Origin of the sequence: Tenacibaculum mesophilum, from assembly GCF_003867075.1 — a bacterium.
GTDB lineage: Bacteria > Bacteroidota > Bacteroidia > Flavobacteriales > Flavobacteriaceae > Polaribacter > Polaribacter mesophilus.
In genome coordinates this window covers 1,990,526-2,017,060 of sequence record NZ_CP032544.1, presented here as the reverse complement: position 1 = coordinate 2,017,060, position 26,535 = coordinate 1,990,526, and the positions used below count along the sequence as shown (strand labels likewise).

The window sequence follows — 26,535 nt, the reverse complement described above, 5'->3', positions numbered from 1 at the left end:
AAAATGGGAAACCCAGCAGCAAGAATAACAGACATGCACGTGTGTCCAATGGTTACAGGAGTTGTACCTCACGTTGGAGGACCAATTTTACCCGCAGGAGAGCCTACCGTATTAATTGGAGGTTTACCCGCAGCTAGAGTAGGTGATATGGCAACATGTACTGGACCACCTGATAGTATAGTAATGGGTTCAGGAACCGTATTAATAGGTGGAATGCCAGCTGCAAGAATGGGAGATAGTACAGCACATGGAGGTACTATCGTACTAGGAGAACCAACAGTTTTAATAGGATAATAATGGAAAATAAAAAAGCATTTTTAGGAATAGGTTGGGATTTTCCACCAGAGTTTTCAAAAGATCTAAGCGAAGTTGTCATGATTTCTGAAGAAGAAGACATTAAAAGTAGCTTGGAAATATTGTTAACTACTCGATTAGGAGAACGTGTTATGCTTCCTAATTACGGTTGCAACTTACAAGAGCTTCTTTTTGAAAAGTTAGATAGAACGCTAATAACCTATGCTAAAGATTTAATAGAAACAGCAATTTTATATCACGAACCAAGAATTGATGTGATTCATATTGATGTTTCAGAAACAGATCCTTTAGAAGGAATGTTGATTATAAAAATTGAATATAGAATTAGAGCTACGAATAGTAGAACCAATGTGGTTTTCCCTTTTTATAAAGGAGAAGGAACCGATATAAACTAAGATACATCATGAGTAAAATCATATCTAACATATTACAACGAAGTGGAACAGGTCAAGAGCTACGATACATTGAAGCATTGAATCCTGAAAATTTCGAACTTCACGATTTTACTATAGAAGATTGGATATTGTTTGCCTATAATTTTGCCAAAAAGCTAAATTATTTTCCTACAGAAAATCACGAAGTAGCTTCAGGAGATTGGCAACATTTTTTCAAAAAACTAACCACATCAACTATCCCTTTTAGAGGAACAAGAGAGTACAATAAATTAAAAGAGAATATTCAGACAACTCTTGAGAGGTATACCCAAGAAGGAAAATTAAGTCCGCATTTAACTTTATTCGTATGTTTTTTAAAGTTATTAGAACATTCAAAAGAACGATTTAACAATTTAACCAAACGTCACTTAGATTTTTATTACAAAGAAATACTTCAAGTTCAAAAAAGAGAACCAATTCCAGATCAAGCACATGTAATTTTTGAACTAGCTAAAAAAATAACGGATGAACGAATAGAAGAAGGCACTTTATTGGATGCGAAAAAAGACAGTCTTGGGAATCCGTTAGTATACGAAACAGAAGAAGAGTTAATTGTTAATAAAGCATCAGTAGGAGTTATAAAAACAATTTATAACAACAACACAGCAGAATTAAAAAAGATAAAAGTAAGTGAGGTAGCAAATACGAAAGATGGGATTGAAGAGGAATTACCAGAAGACGAACCATATTGGTACCCTTTTGGGTATCCAGCAAGTGAAAAGAATGCTACTGAGTTGCCAGATGCTGAACTTGGGTTTTCTATTGCTTCACCAATGTTGTGGTTACAAGAAGGAGATAGAACAGTAACGGTTACTATTAAGTTTAAAAACAATTTTGAAGAATCATCTTTTGAGGTAAGTGAATTAATCCCAACCATTCAGCTTTTTGGAAGTGGAAATGAAAAATGGATAACACCAACATTAATCGCAATTAACCATGTGAACGAAGGTAATTTGGAAATTACCAATGAAGTAAGTTTTACATTTACATTAGGACTTGATTCAGAAGCGTTGGTAGCATATAATGAAGAGTTTTTACTTGAAAAATACGATACATTATATCCATTAGTTCGTTTTGTTTTTGATGTTTCTAACACGAAAGGATATGATTTTTATAGGTTGTTGGCAGGTAATATACTTGAAAAAGTAACTATAAAAACAGATGTTAAAGGAGTAAAATCAGCAATTGTTGAAAATGATAATGGAGTGGTAAGAACTAAAAAACCATTTCACCCTTTTACTACACGCCCTATTGAAGGATCTAATTTTAGTGTAAGTTATAAAGAAGCCTTCTCAAAAAAATGGAAAGATTTTAAAGTAAATCTACGTTGGAAAAATACTCCAGAAGATTTTAAAGAATGGTATCAAGCATATGTAACATCATCAAACTATTCATCAATCAATAAATATATTGATGTACTCAATAAAAATATAGATGAAAGAGCCTTATTGGTGAATAATGAAACGCATTTTAAAGTAGAAAAACGATTATTACACGTTGCGGGAGAAGCCAATGAAACTGTAGGAGAAATAAAAAATCTCTTTATAAAAGAGATAGATGAAGAAACTGATGAGGTAAGCTATACGGCAGAGTTTGAAGTAGAAAATAATGCAAATGCTTATGAAATAGGAAAAGCAGAAGCCTTACAACTTAGTTTAGAGCAATCCTTTTTACACGAATTATACTCTAAACTTTATGCATTAGCAGTAAGTGCAAATGATAAAGATATTATTTTTCCTAATGAACCTTACACTCCTTTGGTTGAATCAATTTCTGTAAATTATTCAGCAGAAGAAACGATGCTTCTGGAAAAAATGGATTTAGAAGGAAATCGTATTCAACTGTTTCATGAACATCCTTTTGGGCAACATGAAGAAAATTACGCAGAAAAAAAGTATTTACAAGAAGAAAAAGGAATTGTAGATCTTTTTGATAAAGATGTTATTCAAACCACACTAGTGCCAAAATACTGTGTAGGAGGTCACTTATTTTTAGGAATAGAAAATGTAGAGCCTCAGCAAAATCTTTCACTGTTAATCCAAGTATTAGTAGGAAGTGAAAACCCACTAGTAGAAAGTTTTGGAGAAAACGAAAAGATAAATTGGTCGATATTATGTAATAATAAATGGAAAACGTTAGAGAATAATATCATTTCTAATAATACAGACAACTTCTTAAAATCAGGAATTGTTACGTTTTCAATACCTAAAGAAGCTACTTCAAATAATACATTATTACCATCAGGCTATACTTGGATTAGAGCCCAGATGAATAAGTCATATGATGCAGTATGTAAAGCAATTGGAATTCACGCTCAAGCAGTATTGGCTACCTTCAAAAATAATGATAATGAGGTAAGCCATTTAAAAAACGGGTTGCCTTGTGAGACCATCAAAAAAATGGTGACACGCATTCCGCAAATAAAATCAGTTTCACAGCCTTACAATGCATTTGGAGGAAGCACAGAAGAATCTGATGCTAATTTTTATAGAAGAATAAGCGAGCGTTTACGTCACAAAAACAGAGCTATAACTTTATGGGATTATGAACACTTAATTCTTCAGGAGTTCCCTGAAATTTATAAAGTGAAGTGTTTAAATCATACTTCAGAAACAAGTTTTACAGCAGCAGGGCATGTTACTTTAATTGTGGTGCCAGATACCGTAAATAAAAATGTATTTGATATTTATCAACCAAGAGTTAGCAAAGCTACTTTAAATAGTGTTACGAATTATATCAATTCATTAAACACCTTGCATGTAAATGCTGAAGTTATCAATCCTAATTATGAAGAAATAACGATTGGTTTAGAAGTTAGTTTTTATGAAGGATATGATGAAAACTATTACACAGAGCAGCTAAAAACTGACATCACAAAATTCCTATCACCTTGGGCGTTTGACGAGACCAAAGAAGTAACCTTCGGGATTATGCTGCACAAAAGCATATTGATTGACTACTTAGAAAAACTGACTTATGTAGATTATTTACAGAATGTAACCATGAATGGTGATGCCAAGGTGTACAAAATAGAACCAAGTAATCCAAAATCAATATTAGTATCTGCTAAAACACATAATGTAAGTACTGTATTAACTACCTGTAAAGGAACTAAAAAAATCATAGAACAAACATGTCAGCTATAAATGAACATATCAATATACCAAAGAATATATCTACCAAAGATGACTTAGATTTTTCTTTTTTAAGAAAAGAGGGAATCTCTTATTTGGAAAAATTAGGAGGTAAGTTATGGACTGACTTCAATTCACATGATCCAGGAGTTACTATTTTGGAAATGTTGTGTTATGCCATTACGGATTTAGGAATGCGTATTGATACACCATTGGAAAACTTATTAGCATCCAAAGATTCGAATTTATCGCTACAAGCACAATTTTACAAAGCTTCAGAAATTTTCCCAACCAAACCAGTCAATGAATTAGACTATAGAAAATTGTTTATTGATTTAGAAGGAGTAAAAAATTGTTGGCTACGAATTTATGACAAACAAGTGTTTGTTGATTGCAAGAATAACAAATTAAGCTATAAAAAGTTTGAAGACATTCTACCAGAATTTCAAAAAGATTTTAAGCTAAAAGGATTGTATTCTCTATTAGTTGATTTAGAAGAAGGTTATACAAAAGAGCAGGTTTTTCCGAATATCAAAACAGCTTATCATGAGAATAGAAATTTATGTGAAGATTTAATAGAAATAAAAGAAGTAGACACGCAACCGATTGCTATTTGTGCTAATGTTGATGTAATTCCTGAAGCAGATGAAGAGTGGGTATATGCTAATATTTTATTCCAAATAGAAAACTACCTATCTCCATCTTTAAAGTTCTATTCAATTCAGCAAATGCTAGATAAAGGGTATGCAACTGATGAGGTTTTTGATGGACCTATTTTAAAGAATGGATTTATAGATGTAAAAGAACTGAAAAAAGCAGAATTGAGAAAAGAAGTGCGCCTTTCAGATGTGATGAAAATTATCATGAACATTGAAGGGGTAAAATTAATTAAAGACATCTCTGTAGGTTTTTGTGATGAAAATATAGTCCAAGAAAATAAATGGGTAGTTTGTATTGACCCTGATAAAAAACCTGTGTTATGTGAAAAGAGTACGTTTAATTTTAGCAAAGGATTCCTTCCTCTCAACTTAAACTATGATAGAGTAGATGAGTATTTAAAACAATTAAAAGAAGATGAAATAGAATCGCAACAAATAGCAGATGAAGACAAGGTTTTATCGTTGCCAAAAGGAAGTTCAATAGGAGCTAACGAGTACACTACTATTCAAAATGATTTCCCGGATACTTATGGAATCGGTCAAGAAGGATTAGCCGTACATGTTACGAATGAAAGGAAAGCAAAAGCAAAACAATTAAAAGCCTATCTAACATTTTTCGATCAAATCTTAGCAACCTATTTCAAACACTTATCAGAAGTAAAAACATTATTGTCTATTAGCGGACAAGAAACGCGAACATTTTTTACACAAGCGATAAAAGACATTAAAGATTTTGATGAGCTTATAAGTGAATATCCACAATCAAATGATGATGAATTAACAAAGCTTTTATTCAATCAGTTTGATAACAATGTGGAACGCAGAAATTCTATTTTAGATCATTTGTTAGCGCGTTTTGCAGAACGATTTGGAGAATACACATTTATTATGAAAGCGTTGTATGGAACAGCAACTGATGAAATTGTACTATTAAACAAAGAAGCCTTTTTAAAAGATTATAAAGTGATTAGTAGTGAAAAAGGGCTTGCTTTTAACTATTACAAACAAAACCAAGATAAATTATGGTATACAAATAACGTATCTGGATTTCAAAAACGAATAGCACGTTTAATGGGGGTTTCCAATGAGAGAAGAAGATATTTAACGGAAACCAGTGTAGATATTTATGAAGTATCAGAGGGTAGTAACACATATAGATGGAGATTAAAAGATACTAATGGAAACATATTACTATCAGCAACTGAAAACTATGCTAAAAAAGTTTTAGCTATTGAAGAATTATATTTTGCAGTATTACAAATTGTGCAAACCAAGGAAAAAGATATAAAGGAAGCTTTTGAAGAGGGTATTACAAATAATATGCAAATTGGATTCATAAGAATTCATAAATCTACACCATCAAAACCTTCTATTCCAGTAAAGTATTCTTTTGATGTTATCAATCCAGAAAAGCCAAAGAGTAGTTCTGATTACATCATTGCAAAGCAATACAAATACTATACTAACATCAATGATTTAAAAGAAGCATTGTTAGAGATAATTTCTTTTCTAAAAAAAGATTTCACAGAAGAAGGAATGTTTTTAGTAGAGCATATGCTATTGCGCCCAGATGTTACAGAGTCTTATGTTGAAATATACGAAGAAATAGAAGGAAGCAATACCTATCGATGGAAATTACGAGATAATGATGGAAACATCTTGTTATCAGCCCAAGAAAACTATGCAAGTGAAAAAATTGCAGTAGAAGGTTTCTATTTAATTACACAGCAAGTTTTACAAATAAAAGAAATTGATTTAGAGAGAGCATTTAAAAAAGATATTGTAGATAAAAAGAGAGTTGGGTACATAAGAATCCATAATGCTACATTATCAAAACAACCAAATTCTGTAAAATATTGGTTTAATATAGTTAACCGTGAAAAGCATGAAGATAACAGTGAATCGAGTCTTGCAAAGTCAAGTGAATATGAAAATAGGAACGCATTAAAGAATGCTTTAAAGAAACTTCTCTGCCTACTAAAAAAAGATTTTTTAGAAAAAGGGATTTATAATGAAGAACAGATGATTTTACGACCAAAAAACACGAGTAACAAAATAGAAAACTTCCTACCTATTTGTGCAAAAGATTGTGAAGATTGTGGAACGATTGATCCTTATTCTTATAGAGTCAGTATTGTTTTACCAGGATATACATATCGTTTTTCAAACCCAGATTTTAGACGCTATATGGAAGATGTTATCAGGCAAGAACTTCCATCTCACATTTTACCGAGAATTTGTTGGGTAGGAGAGAGAAAAGGAACTGTTGCAGATGAAGAAAACGATTTGTTACAGTTCGAAAACGCATACAAAACATACTTGTATACAAAAACAAACTTAGAACAAAAACAACCTGTAGAAAATAACGAGCTGTTAGATTTAATACAAGCTATACAGCAATTAAATACTATCTATCCATCAGGGAGATTAACCGATTGTAATGCAGAAGACGAAGCATTAGAAGGAAGAATTATACTAAACCAATCTAGTATAGGAAACATACAATCAGAAAAAGAAAATAATAACGAAGAAAACTCATAAAAATAGTACGTGTTTATTTATTAACACAGCCAAAACATAATACGTATGGAAACGACTAATCTGAAACTAAGAGAAATTACAACTGAATATAGTAAGTTTAATGCTAATCAAGTGTTAACAGAAACACAACTCAATACATTTATCGACTATTTTGAAGATCAAAACCGTTTGTCGAGACTAGGTTTAAGTGGTGTTGGAATAGCCTGTGGGTTTGAGGTAACTCCAAAATTTACTATAGATAAAACAGCGGTGTCGAGTATTGAAATTACTCAAGGAGCAGCGGTAACTACTGATGGAGATTTAATTCAGTTTTTTGATTTAATAAAAGAAAACATAAAATCAAAAAAGTTTTCATTCTACAAAAAATTTGAGGATACCGATGGCAAATACGAGCGTTTTAGAAATACTCAAAAAAAGCAATATAATTTATGGGAATTACATAGTGAAGAAAATGAGTCGCATACCCCTTTAATTGAGTTTCCAGAGATACAAAAAATGGCTGTTTTATTGTATCTCGAACAATATCCAAACGAAGACGTATTATGTAATAAACTAACATGTGATAATCAAGGTATCGAGCAGATTAATAAGCTACGAGTATTACTTATAAGTATTGAAGACTTAGAAGCTATTGCATCAAAAGACACTATTTTTTTAAAACACAATTGGTATAAAATTAATGATGAGTTACCTGTTGTAAAAGCAAAAAGAGTGGTGTTAAATGAGAAAAACACCAAAACATTTTCAGAATTAAAAGCTCAGTTTGATAGTGTAATTAAAGACAAAAGTATAAGTGTAGATTTAATTGATGGTTTTGATACGATATTCTCAAAATTTCAAAAATCATCAATAACTACTAAAATAAAAGCATTATTTAATTATAGTCCGTTTGCTATTCCATTAGATTTTCAATACAGGTACGATGTTATCAAAGATTTGGTAGATACGTATAATGAAATTAAAGAACTTTTACTTCATATTAATGTAAACTGTTGTCCAAATATAGGAGCTTTTCCAAAGCATGTAATGTTAGGAAAGTTGGAAAAAGAAACAGCATATCCAGAATTACGTCACCGATTTTATAAATCAACTATTGTAGGTCATGAAAATGAAAACCTTCAAAAAATACAGTTGTTAATTAATAGAGCAATTGCTATTTCGAGTAATTATATAGGAAAAACAAAATCAGAAGATGTGGTAATAACCCCATCAAAAGCATATACTCCTTTAAGCGACAAAGCAATTCCTTTTTATTACAACGTTTCTTCACAGTTTTTAAAGAATTGGGATTTTAACAAAACAAAAAATTATAGAGACAACCAAAATTTAAGCTATCAAAAAGAGAATCTTAAAAAATCAGAAGCAATTCAAAACCCATTATCATACAACATTGATAACAATGATTTTTATAGAATTGAAGGGCATCAAGGAAAAATGTATCGCGAAGCACTAGCGAAAATTTTGGACGATAAAAAAAAATACGGATTAAATTTTGATGTGAAAACACTTTCCATCAATACTACGAAACAAAACATCAACATTAATAATTATGAATGTGAGTTTGAAGATTTAAAAATGTTGTTAAACGCATGGAGAGCAGAACAAAATTGCATTTTATCAGAAGTAAGTAAAACATTTTCAGCGTTTAAATTAACCAATCCAAAGGTTAACATAGTAGTGGATAGGTTAATTCCATCAAAAGATAAAAGAATAAGTGCAACTGAAGAAGTAGCAGCGGACACTGCTTTTATGGACAAAGAAGTAATAAATAAAATGAAGTTTCTTTCTAAGGAAGAAACTAAAAAACGAGAAACAATATATAAATACAATAAAACTGTTTTAAATAAATACCAAGACTATCTGATTAATAAAGAAAATATTGTAAAAGAAAACTTGACGAAAGATGAAGACTCAATAGGCTATTTAATAGATCGTGTAATAGGTAAAAATAAAGAAGGATCCGCAAGTGATATTATTGTTGAATTGAATAAAGAAACCGAGGCTATAAAAGAAAAAGAAGTTTGGAAAGAAGAACCAACGCTTAGTGATTTTATATTAACAGACCTTACAGAAACCTTAGTTCATACGTATATTTTAGACACAAAAATACCATTAAATATAAGAGATATAGATAGTCTTGTGCTAACAAGTTATAAACTGACAATAGCAGAGCTTTGTAAGAAAGTAAAAAACCTACAAGCAAAGTACAACAGTACCTCATTGGAAGTTTCAACCAAACAAATTTTAGGTTTATTAATTAACCAATTATCTATTGTTTGTTGTTCAGGAAAAAAGTTAGAAACACTACTTTTAGAAATAGAAAAAAGAAAGAAAAAGATTCTAGAAAGAATACAACTTTCAGAATTTGTAAAACAACATCCAGGTCTTGAACATAAAGCAGGAGTTATTCCAGGAGGAACTTTTGTAATGGTATACGTTACCGAAAATGCAGTAGATAAAAACACGTTTGATGATGTAGTGCTAAACATCGTATTTAAAAATCAACCAATAACTTCAGATAAAGAATCAGACATTACAAATAAGTTTATAAACTCGAAAGATCTAGCTATCAGTAAAGATGAGATTAGTTATAAAAATGGAGGAATAATAAAGCTATGGGATAAAAGTTCAACTATAGAGTTTTCATTTGTAGATGCGAATTATTTCAAAACAGCACATGCAAGATATATTAGTAACAATATAGTGCTTGTAGGTGAAACATTAGCAGAAACAGTTAGTAATTTTTCAGCTTTTTTAAATGGGATTTGGATTCAAACAGGAATGTCTAAAACTCTAAAAGCTGAAGAAACAGTTATAAACGAAGATGGTTCTGTAGGAATTCGTATTACTATTAAAGACCATTTAGTACCTAAAAACAAATACTTTTTACAGTTATATAATCCTGTTGTTTTAGAAACCAACAAGCGATTGTATTTCGACGAAAACGAAGTAATTCGTGAAAACGAAACGTTAAAAAACACGGTTGTAGCAGACTTTTCGCTACCGTATATGTGTTGTTCAGATTGTGCTCCAGTGAATTTCATAATTCCTAAAGAGCCACCATTTTTAAGCTTGCCAGTAAGTACTATTTGTTTGAAAAAAGATATAGAAATTGACTCTTTATTATTTACTGTAAGACCATTAGATGGAGAAGTAAAAGCAAATGTGTTTGAAGGTGTGGAGTCAGGAGTTTATTTAGATGAAGAAGATAAAAGATGGAAAATTGATGTAACTAAAATAGATAAAAGTTTATTAGGTAAACCAATTAAATTTATGGTTAATGATGAGCCTACAGATTGTGAACTTATTGTATATCCAGCATTAGAGTTATTAGTTGAAGTAGAACAACCTATTGAATATAATGAGAATAAATCGAAAGCAAGAGTAACCTATGTGTTACATTGGAAAGACACTGATTTTGTAAATGCTAATTTCTTTAATAACATCAAGTACTCTTGGGACTTTATGGGAGATGGTACTAGAGTGGAACGTACACCTATAAATAATAAAGTTTTTCAAAATTATGGATTGCCAATTGATGATATAAACAATGAGATACACCCAGGATTGAAAATTTCATTAGGACCATGTTCGAAAGAAATACCTATAAATCCAATAAAATTTGATACACTAACACCATCTGAATTAGCTATTCAACCATCATATTGTATCGATTTTACTAAAGAAAAAACAGCAAGAATTCCATTTACGAATGTTAATGGAACAATAACCATTGCAGATGGAGCCATAAATGGAGTAACGATTGAAAACAATGAACTAGTTGTTGATGTAGCAGTTTTTGAAAATTATGGTCAAATAATTGAGTTTTTAGAAGATGGGCAAACAACCAATGCAAGAATCACGATTCATGAAGTTAAGCAAATAAGTATTTCAGAAAGAAGTGAATCGAGATTTATATGGAAAGATGGACAATTATTTTATGAAGCAGCTTTCGAAGCTATCCTTCCAGAAGGAGTAAAACCAGAAGGGTTAAAATTCAATTGGAGTGTAAATGGTATTGAGTCGGGAGCTGAACTTTTTAATCCTAAATTATTAGTTAAAGAAGGAATAGAAAATACATATACAGTAACACTTACAATTACTGATGGTAATGACTGTTTCTCAACTGCAAAGTTTACAAAGACTATTGCATTTCCAGAGTTTACAATAAACATACCAACCACTTTTTGTTTAAGTGATAAAGAGCCTTATCCTGTTGCAGTAAGACCAAAAATTGAAGGAGTACAACTCACAGGTGGAAATGTAAAGTTTAATGAAGAAACAAAATTATGGGAGTTTGTACCAGCTAATTCTGGACTAACTAATTCAGGAACTGTAAGTATTGGTATTGTAGGAACATTTGTAACACAAACAATTAACCTTACAGCAACACCACAAGCAAGTTTTACACATAGTTTTGATTCAAAAACTAGAATAGTATCATTAACAAATACTTCAGAAAAGGGAGACGAGTATGTTTGGGTAATTAATGGAGTTGAAAGAGAACCTCAAATAAAAAGAACAACAATAACAGAAGACCTGAGCAATTTTGATGGAGGTTTAGTAAAAGTCTCTTTAACGGTAGCAAGTAAGTGCGGAGAGCATACAACAACAGATGTTATAGAAATAGAAAAAATACAAGATAAAACCTGTGAGGAAATAACAAAAGGAGCAATTGACAATTACTATAAATCGAATAAATTTAGTATGAATGATGGAATTGTTGGAAGTAAGGTTAACATGACTGTAGTAGTTCCTACAAATGATATATATAAAAAAATAATAGACGATAAAAGCAATTCTTATTTAACAGGAAAAAACAACAATCAATTAACTGAACTGTTTTTAGATTTATTAAATAATACGTGGATGCTTTCTTTACAGAACGCTGATAATAGAGCGTTACTTGTAAAATATTATAAAGCACAGGTAAGATTATTCTTTAATATTCTTCATTGTCAAAAGCAAACAGTTTTAGAGTCAGATGAAATCAAACAAGACCTCCTAGATTTGTTAATTGAAATTAACACAGGGTTTACGGAAGGACAAATAAAAAAAGAAGAAGCTTTATTAGAGTTTTTAAGAAAATGTTCAGTAGAAATTCAAGCCGAATACATATCTAAGTTTATAAAAGAAAACTTAATACAAACCGCATAATGGCTGCCCTAGAACATACCATACAAAAAGCATTTGTTGAGGTAAATACGAAAAGTAAAAAAGTAGCAGAAGAGTGTAAAAATACTATCGAAAACTTTTTACAGAAAGAAGTATTTCCAGAAATAGAAAAATATTTTAACTCTCAAGAAATCGAGTATGAAGCAAACATTCAACAAATAGAAAATTTAAATATTGAGGTTAATATATCTAATAGCAATACATCTATAAACGATAGCAGCACAAAGAGAGAAATAAAAGAACAACTTATAACAAAGCTAAAAGCAATTTTTAAAGCACCAGAATTGCACAAAGTAACTATAAAAAAGGTTACTACAACAGAATCTAAATTAGATACTTTTTTTCACTTTTTGCAACACGGTACAACAGCTTGGTGGAATCAAAAAGAAGAGAAAAGTTTTACAAAAAAGATGTTGTTTGAAATAACAGAAAGTCAATTTTTTGAAGAGCGCTTTTTAAAATCATTAAGAGATCAAGTTCAACAGAATAGATTAATTCAACAGTTTAAGACTGACGAGTTACAAATATTATTTCTAAGTATTTTTAATAAACCCAAAGGGTATGAACCATTTCTAGCAACCATTAAAAAAATTGATTTTACAAACCGTAAGATAGAAAATAAAATATGGGAATTTTTTATCAAAGCAATAATAAATAATGATTTTTCAAGAATAGTAGATGAAGTTCGAGAAGAAATAATAACATTAAAAATAACAACATTTCTAAAGGATTATACAGAAGAGTTAATGTTTTTTTTAGGAGAATTGATTTTGGAAAGCACAATATTTAAAAATCAAATTAATGTTAAAAAACTAAAAGAGCTTGGGATTAAAATTGATAAAAATAAACTTAAAAATGTTGATAAAAAACATCAAAAGCTAAAAGAAGGAAATATAGAAGTTTCTGAAGGGTTTGATAAAAATCATAAAAAAGATAAAGAAGTAAGTACCATTCAATCAAATAAAATAGACTTTGAAGTTACCAACCATGGTCAAGATATAATTAAGGAAGGAAATCTAGAGAAGAATAAAATTGTAGATGAAAAATTAACATTTAAAAATAAAGAAATAAACAGTCTTAAATTACCTATTTCAGTTGAAGAAAAAGGGAATAAAAACAAAAAAGAAACCTTAAAGAAGCAAACATCATCAAAAGAAAAAAGTAAAGAAGTAAAAGAGGAATTAAGAATAAAAATGCAAGTGAAGAGTAAGAATCCTTATGAAAATAAAGAAGTAAACTTAAAAACGGATAAAATTACTGAAGACCAAAAGAGAGCTGAATATAAAAGGAGACATCAAGAAGCATTAAAAAATACTTTTCTAAGAAAAAAAGAAGTTATAAGCGAGCCTAAATCACATCTTATAAAAAATGCAGGACTAATCCTATTACATCCCTTTTTAAAACAGTTTTTCAATTCATGTGGTTTTTTAGATAAAGAGAATAAAATTATCAAACCCAATGAAGCAGTTCACTTACTACATTATGTAGCAACTAAAAAAGAACAACAGTTTGAAAACAATTTAATTTTTGAAAAGTTTTTGTGCAACCTACCCATACAAAGTTCTATTGAAAGAAATATAGTATTGAGTGATGAACTTAAAGAGAGATCAGAAGAATTGTTAAGAGCAGTACTTCAAAATTGGTCGGTTTTAAAAAGCTCTTCAAATGACCTATTGCGTAATGAGTATTTACAAAGAGAAGGAAAACTAGATTTAACTAAAGACAACCCCAATCTAACAGTTGAAAGAAAAACACAAGATATTTTAATAGATACCAAATTACCATGGAATTTAAGCTTATGTAAACTTCCTTGGATGAAGGAATTAATCTTTACGAATTGGTAAAATATAATTAAAACTTTAAAAGTCATGTTTAAAAGAGATAAAAAACCAGAAGCTAATAACGTTCAAGCAAAAGATAAAAAAAAGGATTTGTTTATTCAGCCGAAGCTAGCATTTGGAAGAAAAGGAGATCAATATGAAGTTGAAGCAGATAATATGGCTGATAAAGTTGTAGGAAATAATAATGAAGCTAATTCAATACAAAAAAAAGAAAATGAAGAAGAAATTCAACGAAAACGATTGGCTTCTGAAGTAACACCTTTAGTACAAAAAATGGAAACTGCTGAAGATGAGCAACCTGTTCAAAAGATGGAGGAGGAGGAAGCGGTGCAAAGCAAGGAAGAGGAAGAAACAGTACAATCGAAGTGCGATGATTGCGAAAAAGAAGAGAAAGTACAAAAGCAAGAAGAAGAGGAAGCTGTGCAGTCAAAAACGGAAAAATCTACTTCAACAAAAAATAAACCTTCTTTTGAAAGTAAGTTAAAAAGAGGAAATGGAGGTCAAAAAATGGATGCACAAACACAAAGTGAAATGGAGTCAGGTTTTGGAGCCGATTTTAGCCGTGTAAACATCCATAATCACTCAGAGGCTGCTCAAATGAGTCAAGAAATAGGAGCACAAGCGTTTACGCATGGAAACGATATCTATTTTAATAAAGGAAAATACAATCCAAACTCCAAAGAAGGAAAATATTTGCTAGCACACGAGTTAACACATACCATTCAGCAAAAAGGAATGGTACAGAAGAAAATTCAAAAACTTTCTGATCCTGAATGTTCACCAACCCATTCACTACCTCATAGAGGAAATTGTAGAAGTGGCTTTATTCATACGTGTTATTCAGAAACGTTTAAGCCATCCATTAGTTCAGCTCTTAAAGGGGAGGTTTCAGTAAGTTATAATAGATCAGGGAGTATAGGACCAGAAGATTTTAGTGTGCAAGTATATAAATGTGGTATGATATGGGATACTTGCATAGGAAGTAAAAGATTAGGACCTAACATACCAGGTACATTAAATTTTTCTATAGCTAGTGTTACACCTGGAGATAGTTATTATATAAAAATCTATTCAAGATCTCATTTAAAGCTTGATGCAAACTACCGTATTTGGCAGTAAAGACAATAAGTAATGTTTAGAGCAAAACAAAATATAGCAAAACCTTCTAATCCTTCTTTAAAAAGTAAGGAAGCATCACCTTTTATTAAGCCAGAAATGAAGGTAATCAAACCTGAAAAAAAACAAGAGGAAGTTGCGCTAAAAGAACCTAAAAAAATAAAAAAAGAAGAGTCAGTAACTCAAAAAGCATCAGTTTTAGAAGCTTCTGAAAAAGAAAAAGGTGAAAAAAAAGAAGGAGGAGATAAAGTTGAGACTCTTAAAAAAGTAGCAGAAAAGCAATCTTTTAATGGGGTGAAAAATAGTGCAAAAGATGCAAGTGTTTCTGTGACAGAACCGAAAAGTAATAACACTACTCAAGTAAAAATAGAAGCTAAAGAAGGAAAAAAAGAAAAGGAAGAAACCTCAGAAAAAGATAAAAAAGAAGAAGGAGCAGTTAAAGAAAAAAAAATACCTAAAGCACCAACAAAGCCAGAAGATGATCCCGCTTTTCAACAACAAATAAAAAAAACAGAAAAGGTAAAAGAAGAAAAATCACAACATCCAGATCCAGAAGCTAAGGTAGGTGAACAGCAGCAAGCAGGTCACCCATCAGCAGCTGTACAATCAGCTAAAAACGATCAGCAAGCACATGCAGATTCATTATCAGTAACCTCTGAAGAAGAAAAAAAGAGAGAGCCATTTACACCAGAATCGTTTAAAAAACTTTTAGAAAAGAATTTAGATGATTTAGAAAAACAACTTCCTAAAAATTCAGAAGAAGCACAAGAGTTTAGAGATGAGAAGCCTATTCAAGGCATAAAGGAAAATATATCAGGTCAAGTTACAGCTGAAAGCGATAAGTTAGCAGGACCAATGAAATCTGAGGCAGATAAACCAGCTCCTGCTTCAGGACAACTAACAGTAGAAGCTGTTCCATTACCTCCTACAAATCCAGGGAATACTCCAAAACCATTAAATGCTAAAGCAGCAATTCCAAAACCTAAGACATCTCAAGAGATCTCAATGGAAAAAGAAAGTCAGTCATTAGACGATTATATGGCTGAAAATAAGGTAACGGATGAACAATTAGCAAAATCTAATGAACCTAAATTTACAGGAGCTTTAGAAGAAAAGAACAATGCCCAAACCGAAGCAAAGTTAGCGCCAGTAAAGTATAGAAAAAAAGAACAAGTTCAGTTAGGAGTAGCTCAAAAAACAGCGGCTGTAAATAGTAAAGAGGGGTTAGATCAAATGCAAGCAGCTAAAGTATTGTCAGAGAATAATGTTTTAGCTAATCAAACGGAGAATAAGACAAATGATAAAACAGAGCAAGAAAAAATATACGCTGAATTTGAAGCAATTTATGAAGAGACAAAAAAGACAGTTACAGAAAGTTTAGAGAAGCTCTCAGAAGATGTAGATAAAAAGTTTAGTGAAGAAGCAGAGAGCGCTCAAAAAACCTTTGAAGAAAATGTTGAAGATGGCTTAGGCGAAATTTATGGATGGACAGTAATAGATGATTGGATTTTTGGTGAAGATACGGAAGCTATAGATAAATTATTTAGAGTTGAAAAAGCAAAGTTTATCAGTAAAATGAACTCGGTTCTTGATGATATTTCAATTATCATAGCTGATGGATTGAATGGAGCTTTAGATGCTATTGCAGAAGGAAAGAAAAAATCAAAAGAGAAATTTGACAGTTTAGACGAGTCGCAAAAGAAATTAGCGGAAGATGCTTATAGTGATTTTAATGACCAGTATGCAGATTTAGAAGATACTGTTTATGAAAAACAGGAAGAATTAGCGGCTGATTTAGCACAGTCATACAAAGAAAATGTTGATAGTTTACAAGAAAAGTTTAATGAAATAAAAGAAAGCGTAAGTGCCGGTTGGATTGGTGCTGCGTTAAATGCATTAGCTGGTGTTATAAAAACTATTTTAAAAATAAAGGATATGCTGCTTAATCTACTAGCAGCAGCTGTAAGTGCAATAGGAGCTATAATTTCTGACCCAATAGGGTTTTTAAGCAATCTAATACAAGGGGTTAAACAAGGTTTTGTTGATTTTGGAAACAATATCAAAAAACACATGATTAAGGGAGTAATAGAATGGCTTACAGGTTCACTAGGTAATGTGGGTATTACTTTACCAGATAATTTATTTAGTCTTTCAGGAATATTCAGCTTAGTAACTCAAATGCTAGGATTAACATGGGATTATTTTAGGAGTAAAGCGGTAAAGTTATTAGGAGAGCCCGTAGTTGCTGGTATGGAAAAAGCTGTTGAAATTTTTCAGATAGTTAGAAAAGATGGTGTAATGGGGCTCTGGGAGTATATAAAAGAACAGTTCAGTAATCTCAAAGAAATGGTTATGGATGCCATTCGAGATATGATAATCACTAAAGTTATTGAAGCGGGTATAAAATGGGTTATGGGCTTGTTAAGTCCAGCAGGAGCTTTTGTAAAAGCTGCGATGATGATTATAGATATTGTAAAGTTTTTTGTTGAAAGGGCGGCACAAATTTTTGAATTAGTTACAGCATTTATAAATAGTATTAAAGCGCTAGCAGAAGGAAATGTTAAAGCTGTAGCAAAAGGTATCGAAACTGCTTTAGCCAAAGCAATACCAGTATTAATAGGTTTTTTAGCTGCTTTGGTTGGAGTAACAGGACTTACAGGTAAAATTCAAAAAATAATTAAAAAAGTTAGAAAGAAAATTGACAAAGCCATTAATAAAGTTATTAAAAAAGCTAAAAAAATCTTTAATAAGATTTTAGGGAAAAAGAAACCCAAAAAAGGGCATGCAAAAAAGATAAAAGATGATAATAAAAAGCAAAAACCAGCAAAATTAACAGCAAAAGATAAAGCGAAACATAAAAAGATTGTAGGTAAGATAGAAAAGAAATTAGGAGAAAAAGCAAAAAAAGGAGAACCGTTTGATAAGTTTTATACAAGAAAAAAGAAAGAAGCTAAAACCCTAGAAAATAAATACCAACCACAATTAAAAAAAGGGATAAATTTAGATATAAAGTTTAATGCATTAGCTAAAGATAAAGAAGATAACGATGTAGATATTAAAATTAAAATAGCACCTAATGATACTACTGGTAAGGTACAAGCAAAAGGAGATGAAAAGGATAATTTACCGTTGCTAGATCAATACTTAAATAAAAAGGTGGTAGATAAAGAAGGTATTCCATTAGAGTCTTTTACCAAAGCATTAAAAACAGATATTAATAAAATAGACAAGAAACAAGTTTATATTCTTGATAAGAGAAATTCTAGCTATAAGTTTAGAACAGGAAAAGGATTTGGTTCATATCCTAATATATACATTGAAAGTGATGGAGCTGAAGAAGGAGTCTTAAAAAAAGGAAAATCCAAGTCTTACAAACCAGCACATGGAAACTTTATTCCAGATGAAATGGAATTAATGGAAAAGAATGGAGTATATACAGCCGAATATAAGACAAAAAGAGCTGGAGACGCAAAGGAAGCAAAAGCAGGAGAAGATAGTCCAACATTTGAGATAAATATCACTTTTGATGAGGCTATAAAAGGTATTTCAGACAAAGTACAAACTAGAAAAGTAAAAGGATTCAATTTGTCAAGTAAGCCAGATGGAATTGGAAGAGGAAAATGGGATGGAGGATCAGCAGGAAAAGATGGTACTCCAGGATTTGATAATGCTCATATTATTGGAGATCAATTTGGAGGTTCAGGAGTTAATTCGGCAATGAATATTTATCCATCATCACCAATGTATAATCAAAAAGAAATGGCGCATGTTGAGAATAAGTTGGCCTCTTTCTTCAAATCTAGAGGAACAAACTTTAATATGGAAGTTACTGCAAAAATAAAGGATGATGTAAATGTTAATAATCAACTAAAAGGAGTTTTAGATACTGAATTCGGTAAAGACAATAAAGGGAAGAAAAAGGTAGATGAGAAAATTAAAGCAAAGGCGAAAAGCACTTTGACAAAGGCTTTACAACAAGCTATGACTATGGATATTGATAACTTACCAGGTCAGTTTTTAAATACTACATACAAATCAAAGGGAATTGCTTCTAAAGACGATACAGAGGTAGAAGGAGATAATCTACAAACAATTGGTGTAGAAATGGAAAAAGACAAGCGATACGATAAAGACAAATACAAAAAACTAGGAAGTGATTTCTCTAAAAATGGAGAAGGTACAGAGCTATCTATTGGGGCCGATCAAGGCTATGATGCATCTATAGAAAATTATAAAGCAAAATTTGCTAATGACGGAACGAAAAAAAAGAAATTATAAAATAAGGTAATTATGTACATAGAGGTAGATCAAATAAATAAAATAGGAGTATTTAAAGTACTGCAAGATTTTATTACCAATAGAATTGATAGTGAATTTAATGGGTATAAGCAACCAAATTTTGAATTAAACTACAATGGAGTACCTTCTCCTGTGATTGCTTTTATGAATGATAAAAATTTAGTAACTGAAGATGTTATTCTATTACTATTGGCTTTTGTACCTCACATGTTTCCAAATTTTTTAAACAATATCATTAGTGAGTTTTTGCCACAAGGAGGTGAGTTTCCAGAGTTTGGAGGAGTAAAAGGGAAAAATCATAGAGGAATTATACCTACAGGTGAAACAGCCCTTTATATTTTAGGAGGTAATGATTTTGCTTCAAGAGAAAGAGGTTTACAATTTATTTTAAGTGAAAGTAAATTGTTTAGAGATAAGGTGTTGAGAATTGAAAAGCAACTTGAAGAAGAGCCTTTAATGAGTGGTAAGCTAATTTTGGCAGAGGAATATGTACACTTGTTTTTAACAGGGAAAGAATTAAAACCACAAATGAGTCAAGATTTTCCTGCAAGTTTAATTACTACAGATTTAGAGTGGGAAGATTTAGTATTACAAGAAAAAACATTGAACAATGTTAAAGAAATAGAAAACTGGTTAGCATATAAAGAGATACTGTTAAATGATTGGGGAATGAAAACAAAAATAAAACCCGGATATAGAGTTTTGTTTTGTGGAATTCCAGGAACAGGAAAAACACTAACAGCTAGTTTACTTGGAAAATACACAGGTAAAGATGTTTACAGAGTAGACTTGTCAATGGTTGTTTCAAAATTCATAGGAGAAACAGAAAAAAACTTGTCCAAGTTATTTGATAAATCCATTAACCAAGATTGGATTTTATTTTTTGATGAAGCCGATTCAATTTTTGGTAAAAGAACAAATGTAAGAGATGCTCATGATAAATATGCTAACCAAGAAGTTTCTTATTTATTACAGCGAATAGAGTCGCATCCAGGACTAATTATTTTGGCTTCAAACTTTAAAAACAATATTGATACAGCTTTTACCAGACGTTTTAATAATATTATAGAATTTGAAGCTCCTGGTTATACAGAAAGATTAATGTTATGGGAAAATAACTTGCCAGATAACGTTGAATTAGAAGATACTGTAAGCGTAGAAGAGTTAGCTAAGAAATTTAGTTTAACAGGTTCTAATATAGTGAACATTATTCAATATGCATGTTTACAAACTATTGCTAATAAGAAAGAAACAATACAAAAACAATATTTAATAGAAGGTATTAAGAGAGAATATACAAAAGAAGGAAAAACAATTAATATCAAACTTTAAAAAGAGAAATAATGAAAACAATCAATAATATAAATGGTATTCCTCTACATTATGCCAGATTAACGAATCACCCTTATGGAACAAGAGGAGAACAACGTAATTTTTCAATTGATGAAAGTTTCTTAAGTATTTTAGAAAATGCACTTCAAGAAGTTTTTGAGCATTGTCCTCTAGGGATACCTGAAGTAATTACAACTGCAGGAATTTTTGTTGATAAGCCAGGGCAGCATAGTCACGGAAAAGCATTTGATTTAGATGCTGTTTTTTGGAGTAATGAAACCTTAGTTACAACTAATTTTATTCATCAAAAAGAGTTATATCTTGGAATAGAGTCCTTTTTAAGAAAGCACTTCGGTATTGTATTAAACTATTATTACCCAAACCATAAAGATCATTGGCATGTTGATACGAGTGTACCTGTTGATTATAATCAAACATCAAAATCAGAAACACTGTATTTACAATTAGTTTTAAAGTATATATATAAAGAAGAAATTTTGGTAGACGGTATTTGGGGACGCCAAACTTCAGGAGTAGTCAAAGAAGTTTTTGAAAGATTAGGAATCAATACACCTATAACTACAAAAGCAAACTATATAAAGTTTTTAGATATAACAGGAAAAATTGCATTTAAGTTATATGAAGAAAATACTTCTCCTAAACACTTGTTAAGTAACTTAACAGAAGTAATTGAAAATTTACCACAACAAAACAAAACAGCAGTTCGAGAAGCACTCAATAGTTTTTTAAATCACGAAGAAACAGCAACATGGTTGGGCGATTTTGAAGAAAATCATAATTTGGATGCTATTATAGAAGAAATTACAGACTAAAGCTTTATTTGGTAAACTGATTTTTAAACCAAACCTTTTTCCAAACTCTTTTTAAAATCAAAAAAGTAAGACATTCGGTGTATACATTAATATCTGTTGACTCGATATTTTGTGTGTCTTTTTCAGAAACATCTATACGGTATAAAAGATTTGTATAAGAATTAAAATCATGTAAAATTAATTCCTTTACTGATTTTTGAAGTTGCTCTTTTAACTCAGAAGGGGTGCTATTTGCAGAAAAATCTAAATCAAATCCAGTTAGACTAAAATCTTTGTTAAGTTGAACTATAAGTTGTTTATATAACTTTTGGTTAGCTACATTTGTTAATAGGTCGATACTGTTTTGATAACTAGGTAGCATTTTGGTTATTAATTCAACTTATAATTTATAAACTGTTCGTCTAATGCTTTTAAAAACTCACTAGACACTTTAATTTTAGTTGTTCTACTAGGTAAGTTTAACTCTATTTTTTCTTCGGCATCCCAAATGGTAAAATACAAACTTTGTGAGCCTTTGTTAGTAGCAAACAAGTGTTGTAGTTCTTTTATAGTATTATCTTTTACTTCTTGTAGAGGAATTTTTATGGTGAGTTTTTTACACATTTTATCCATAATATCGTGTAATAGTAAAAACTCATTAAATCCAACTCTAGGTTCACCTTTCACACCTTCTTTATTAGTCCAACCAGGTTTGATCGTAGTTTTGATAAATAGGAACGAATTTGGAACCAAAAAGTGTTTAAACTTTAAGTAATCTTCACCAAAAATTCGAAATTCAAAACTATCGTTATAATCTTCCATTGTAAAAGCAGCCCATCCTTTACCTGCTTTTGATACACGATGCTGTACATCAGTAACGATTCCAGCAAAAGAAAGTCCTAAACCTTCATATTGAGCGATGTTTTTAAAATGTGCTAGAGAAGCGTTGCAAAACTTTAGTTCATTTTTAAAATCATCAAGTGGATGTGCAGAAATATACATTCCTACTACTTCTTTTTCACGAGCTAACAATTCCATAGTTCCCCAAGTTTCACATTCAGGAATTAAAGGTTCAGGTAAATCAACATCCGAAGCTTCTCCAAATAAAGATACCTGAGATGAATTCTGATTTTCTTGAAACTTATTTCCAAAGCGAATAGCCTTTTCTAAAAAAGTTTGTCCTTTTTCATCTTTCACATAATATTGAGCTCTGTGAGTATCTGTAAAAGAATCAAAACCACCAGCTAATACTAAACCTTCAAAAGCTTTTTTGTTAGCAACACGTAAATCAACACGTTTGGCTACATCAAAAATAGAAGTGTAATGCCCATTTTCTTTGCGTTCATCAATAATTGCTTTTACAGCTGAACCACCTACACCTTTAATTGCCGCCATACCAAAACGAACAGCGCCATCTTTATTTACAGAGAATTTAGCATACGATTCATTTACATCTGGACCCAATACCTCTAACCCCATACGTTTACATTCTTCCATAAAAAACGAAACCGTTTTAATGTCGTTCATGTTGTTGGAAAGTACTGCTGCCATGTATTCAGCAGGGTAGTGGGCTTTTAAATAAGCGGTTTGATAAGCAATCCAAGCATAACAAGTAGAGTGCGATTTGTTAAAGGCATAGGATGCGAAAGCCTCCCAGTCCTTCCAAATTTTCTCTAAGGCTTTTTCATCATGACCATTAGCCTTTGCTTGATTCACAAACTTAGGTTTCATTTTCGCTAGTACCGCAGCTTGCTTTTTACCCATTGCTTTACGAAGTACATCGGCTTCACCTTTGGTAAAATCAGCTAACTTTTGCGAAAGTAACATTACTTGCTCCTGATATACTGTAATTCCGTAGGTCTCTGCTAAATATTCTTCCATTGCAGGAAGGTCGTACTGAATTTCCTCGTCCCCATGTTTTCTTCTAATAAAAGAAGGAATATATTCTAAAGGACCTGGACGATACAAGGCGTTCATTGCAATTAAGTCAGCAAAAACCGTAGGTTTTAACTCACGCATGTACTTTTGCATCCCAGGAGATTCGTATTGGAATATACCTACGGTTTCTCCACGTTGGAAAAGTGCATAAGTTTCCTCATCATCAATAGGGAAATTTTCAGGGTCGAGTTCTACACCATGACGTGCTTTTACAATTTTTACTGTATCCTTGATTAGGGTTAATGTTTTTAACCCCAAAAAATCCATTTTTAATAATCCTGCACTTTCTACTACCGAGTTGTCAAACTGAGTAACATACATGTCGGAATCTTTTGCAACAGATACCGGTACGAATTTGGTAATATCATCAGGAGTGATAATTACCCCACAAGCGTGAATTCCAGTATTACGAACTGAACCTTCTAAAATTCTAGCTTTGTTAATGGTTTCTGCTTCCAGACCATTACCATTGGCAATAGCTTTTAGCTCATTTACCATTTCTATTTCTTCAGAACGAAGCTTTTCTTTTAATCCTTTCTCATCTAAAGAAAAGATTTTTTTCAATTTCATTCCTGGAATTAACTTGGCAATTCTATCGGCTTCAAATAGAGGTAAGTCAAGTACACGAGCAGTATCACGGACGGATGATTTAGCTGCCATGGTACCATAGGTAATAATTTGTGCTACTTGGTTAGCACCATATTTTTCAATTACATAATCCATTACGCGGCTACGACCTTCATCATCAAAGTCGATATCAATATCGGGCATCGATACACGTTCAGGGTTTAAGAAACGCTCAAAAAGTAAGTCGTACTGGATAGGATCTATATTAGTAATCCACAAGCAATAAGCAACTACCGAACCAGCTGCAGAACCACGTCCTGGACCTACTGATACATCCATGTTTCGTGCTTCTCGAATAAAATCTTCTACAATCAAGAAATATCCAGGGTACCCTGTTTTAGCAATTACATCAAGCTCAAAATCTAAACGTTCTCGGATTTTATCGGTAATTTCTCCATAACGTTTTTTGGCTCCTTCATAGGTTAAATGACGTAAAAAATTATTTTCACCTCTTTTTCCTCCATCTTCAAGATCTTTTTCATCTCTAAACTCTTCTGGAATATCAAAAGCAGGTAATAATACATCACGAGCTAAACCAAAAGGTTCTATTTTATCTACAATTTCTTGAATGTTAATAATAGCCTCAGGTAAATCAGCAAAGAGTTTTTTCATCTCTTCAGTAGATTTAAAGTAGTATTCGTCGTTAGGTAAACCATAACGATAGCCTCTTCCTCGACCTTTAGGAGTAGCTTGTTTTTCACCATCTTTTACACACAATAAAATATCGTGAGCATTGGCGTCTTCTTTATCTAAGTAAAAAGTATTGTTCGTAGCAACAATTTTAATATCATGCTTTTTAGAGAATGAAAGTAGAGTTTCGTTCACAACTCTTTCATCTTCTTGTCCGTGACGCATCAATTCGATATATAAATCTTCTCCGAATTGTTCTTTCCACCAAAGTAAAGCTTCTTCTGCTTGAGCTTCACCTACATTTAATATTTTACTAGGAACTTCACCATATAAATTTCCTGTTAATACAATTACATCTTCTTTGTATTGCTCAATAACTTTTTTGTCGATTCTTGGAACATAGTAAAAACCATCCACGAAAGCAATGGAAGACATTTTTGCTAAATTGTGGTATCCCTTTTTATTTTTAGCAAGTAAAACGACTTGATATCCATTGTCTTTTTGACTTTTATTGGTATGGTCTTCACAAACATTAAATTCACAACCTACGATAGGTTTTAAAACACTTTGTGTAGGTTCCTCTCCTTTTTCTAAGGCTTCTTTATTAGCCGCTTCAGCTGCTTTGTTGTGCCCTAATACAGCCTGTACAAAATGGAAAGCAGCCATCATGTTACCAGTATCAGTCATGGCAACTGCAGACATATTATCTTTAGCAGCGGCATTTACTATGTTACCAATTTGAATGGTAGACTGTAAAACAGAATACTGTGTATGGTTGTGTAAGTGAGCAAATTTAACACCTTCAAGTTCTACTAATCCTTCTGCGGTAGAAATTGTATTAGCTGCTTCTTCAGTTTCAGATGACTTTCTTTTACGGATTTTTTCACTTTCCTTTTTAAGGTTTAAGTGCTTAAGTCCGATTACCTGTATTGGGTTCGGATTTGCTTCTGTATAACGTTGAAAATAATCAGAAGGAACGTCTAACTGTTCTTCTGTGTACTGACGTAAACGAATTAATTCTAAGAAACATCTTGTAGTTGCTTCTACATCGGCAGTAGCGTTATGTGCTTCTCCAAAACCTGTTCCGAATAAATGATTGTGTAATTCGGTAAGAGTTGGAAGTTTAAACTTTCCTCCACGACCACCAGGAATTTGACATAATTGTGCCGTATGCTCGGTACAAGTATCCAAAACAGGTAATTCTGTTAAATTGTTTTCAACACCTAAACGATGAAACTCACACCCCATAATGTTGACATCAAAACCAACATTTTGACCAACAATAAACTTCGTTTTTTGTAATGCCTTGTTGAATAGTTCTAACCCTTCACTCAATTGAATTCCTTGTTCGATAGCTAAATCAGTAGAAATTCCATGAATACGTTCTGCATCGTACGGAATATTGAACCCGTCAGGTTGTATTAAGAAGTCATTGTGTTCAATTAAATTTCCTAATTCATCATGTAATTGCCACGCAATTTGTATGGCTCTAGGCCAGTTGTCGGTATCGGTTATTGGAGCATTCCAGCTTTTTGGTAATCCAGTAGTTTCGGTATCGAAAATTAAATACATGGGCAAAATTACTTATTGAAGTGTTTTGGATAAAACAAAGTGTAAAAATACGAAGAATTTACATTGTTATTAAGAGAAGTTATTAACGAGTGTTTTTACTTAATGTAAAG

General features: G+C 31.6%; 12 protein-coding genes. 10 read left to right on the top strand and 2 right to left on the bottom strand.

Annotated features, from left to right (window positions below; all coding sequences use genetic code 11):
• Positions 1 to 3 precede the first annotated feature (3 nt).
• Genes D6200_RS09050 through D6200_RS09005 form a run of 10 tightly spaced genes read left to right on the top strand, consistent with a single transcriptional unit; the run spans position 4 to position 21,679 of the window.
• Positions 4 to 294, top strand: coding sequence for a PAAR domain-containing protein (locus tag D6200_RS09050; protein ID WP_073182583.1), 291 nt, complete (start codon positions 4 to 6; stop codon positions 292 to 294).
• 2 nt (positions 295 to 296) lie between these two features.
• On the top strand, positions 297 to 710 hold the full coding sequence (locus tag D6200_RS09045; RefSeq protein WP_073182584.1) for a GPW/gp25 family protein: 414 nt from the start codon (positions 297 to 299) through the stop codon (positions 708 to 710).
• Between the two features lie 8 nt (positions 711 to 718).
• Complete coding sequence (locus D6200_RS09040) at positions 719 to 3,895, top strand: baseplate J/gp47 family protein (protein ID WP_073182585.1); 3,177 nt, start codon at positions 719 to 721, stop codon at positions 3,893 to 3,895.
• Complete coding sequence (locus D6200_RS09035) at positions 3,883 to 7,083, top strand: YegP family protein (RefSeq protein ID WP_073182586.1); 3,201 nt, start codon at positions 3,883 to 3,885, stop codon at positions 7,081 to 7,083. Before D6200_RS09040 ends, D6200_RS09035 begins: the two co-directional genes overlap by 13 nt.
• Positions 7,084 to 7,128: 45 nt before the next feature.
• Positions 7,129 to 12,240, top strand: a complete 5,112-nt coding sequence (locus tag D6200_RS09030) for a PKD domain-containing protein (RefSeq protein ID WP_073182587.1) — start codon at positions 7,129 to 7,131, stop codon at positions 12,238 to 12,240.
• Positions 12,240 to 14,102, top strand: coding sequence for a contractile injection system tape measure protein (locus tag D6200_RS09025; RefSeq protein ID WP_073182588.1), 1,863 nt, complete (start codon positions 12,240 to 12,242; stop codon positions 14,100 to 14,102). Before D6200_RS09030 ends, D6200_RS09025 begins: the two co-directional genes overlap by 1 nt.
• A gap of 24 nt (positions 14,103 to 14,126) precedes the next feature.
• The gene (locus D6200_RS09020) at positions 14,127 to 15,218 is read left to right on the top strand and encodes an eCIS core domain-containing protein (protein WP_073182589.1); all 1,092 of its coding nucleotides are present in this window, start codon (positions 14,127 to 14,129) and stop codon (positions 15,216 to 15,218) included.
• Positions 15,219 to 15,230: 12 nt separating this feature from the next.
• The gene (locus tag D6200_RS09015; protein WP_073182590.1) at positions 15,231 to 19,493 is read left to right on the top strand and encodes a DNA/RNA non-specific endonuclease; all 4,263 of its coding nucleotides are present in this window, start codon (positions 15,231 to 15,233) and stop codon (positions 19,491 to 19,493) included.
• 12 nt (positions 19,494 to 19,505) lie between these two features.
• Positions 19,506 to 20,846: an ATP-binding protein gene (locus D6200_RS09010; RefSeq protein WP_083574792.1), complete on the top strand. Its 1,341-nt coding sequence runs from the start codon at positions 19,506 to 19,508 to the stop codon at positions 20,844 to 20,846.
• A gap of 11 nt (positions 20,847 to 20,857) precedes the next feature.
• Entirely contained in the window at positions 20,858 to 21,679 is an 822-nt protein-coding gene (locus D6200_RS09005; RefSeq protein WP_073182591.1) for a hypothetical protein, read from the top strand.
• A 4-nt stretch (positions 21,680 to 21,683) separates the two neighbouring features.
• Here D6200_RS09005 and D6200_RS09000 read toward each other — a convergent pair whose 3' ends face one another.
• Together D6200_RS09000 and dnaE are read right to left on the bottom strand one after the other, a co-directional pair.
• Positions 21,684 to 22,040 (bottom strand): hypothetical protein, encoded by a 357-nt coding sequence (locus tag D6200_RS09000; RefSeq protein ID WP_047790294.1) that lies wholly within the window; start codon positions 22,038 to 22,040, stop codon positions 21,684 to 21,686.
• A gap of 8 nt (positions 22,041 to 22,048) precedes the next feature.
• Complete coding sequence (gene dnaE / locus D6200_RS08995) at positions 22,049 to 26,425, bottom strand: DNA polymerase III subunit alpha (protein WP_073182592.1); 4,377 nt, start codon at positions 26,423 to 26,425, stop codon at positions 22,049 to 22,051.
• Between the last annotated feature and the right edge of the window lie 110 nt (positions 26,426 to 26,535).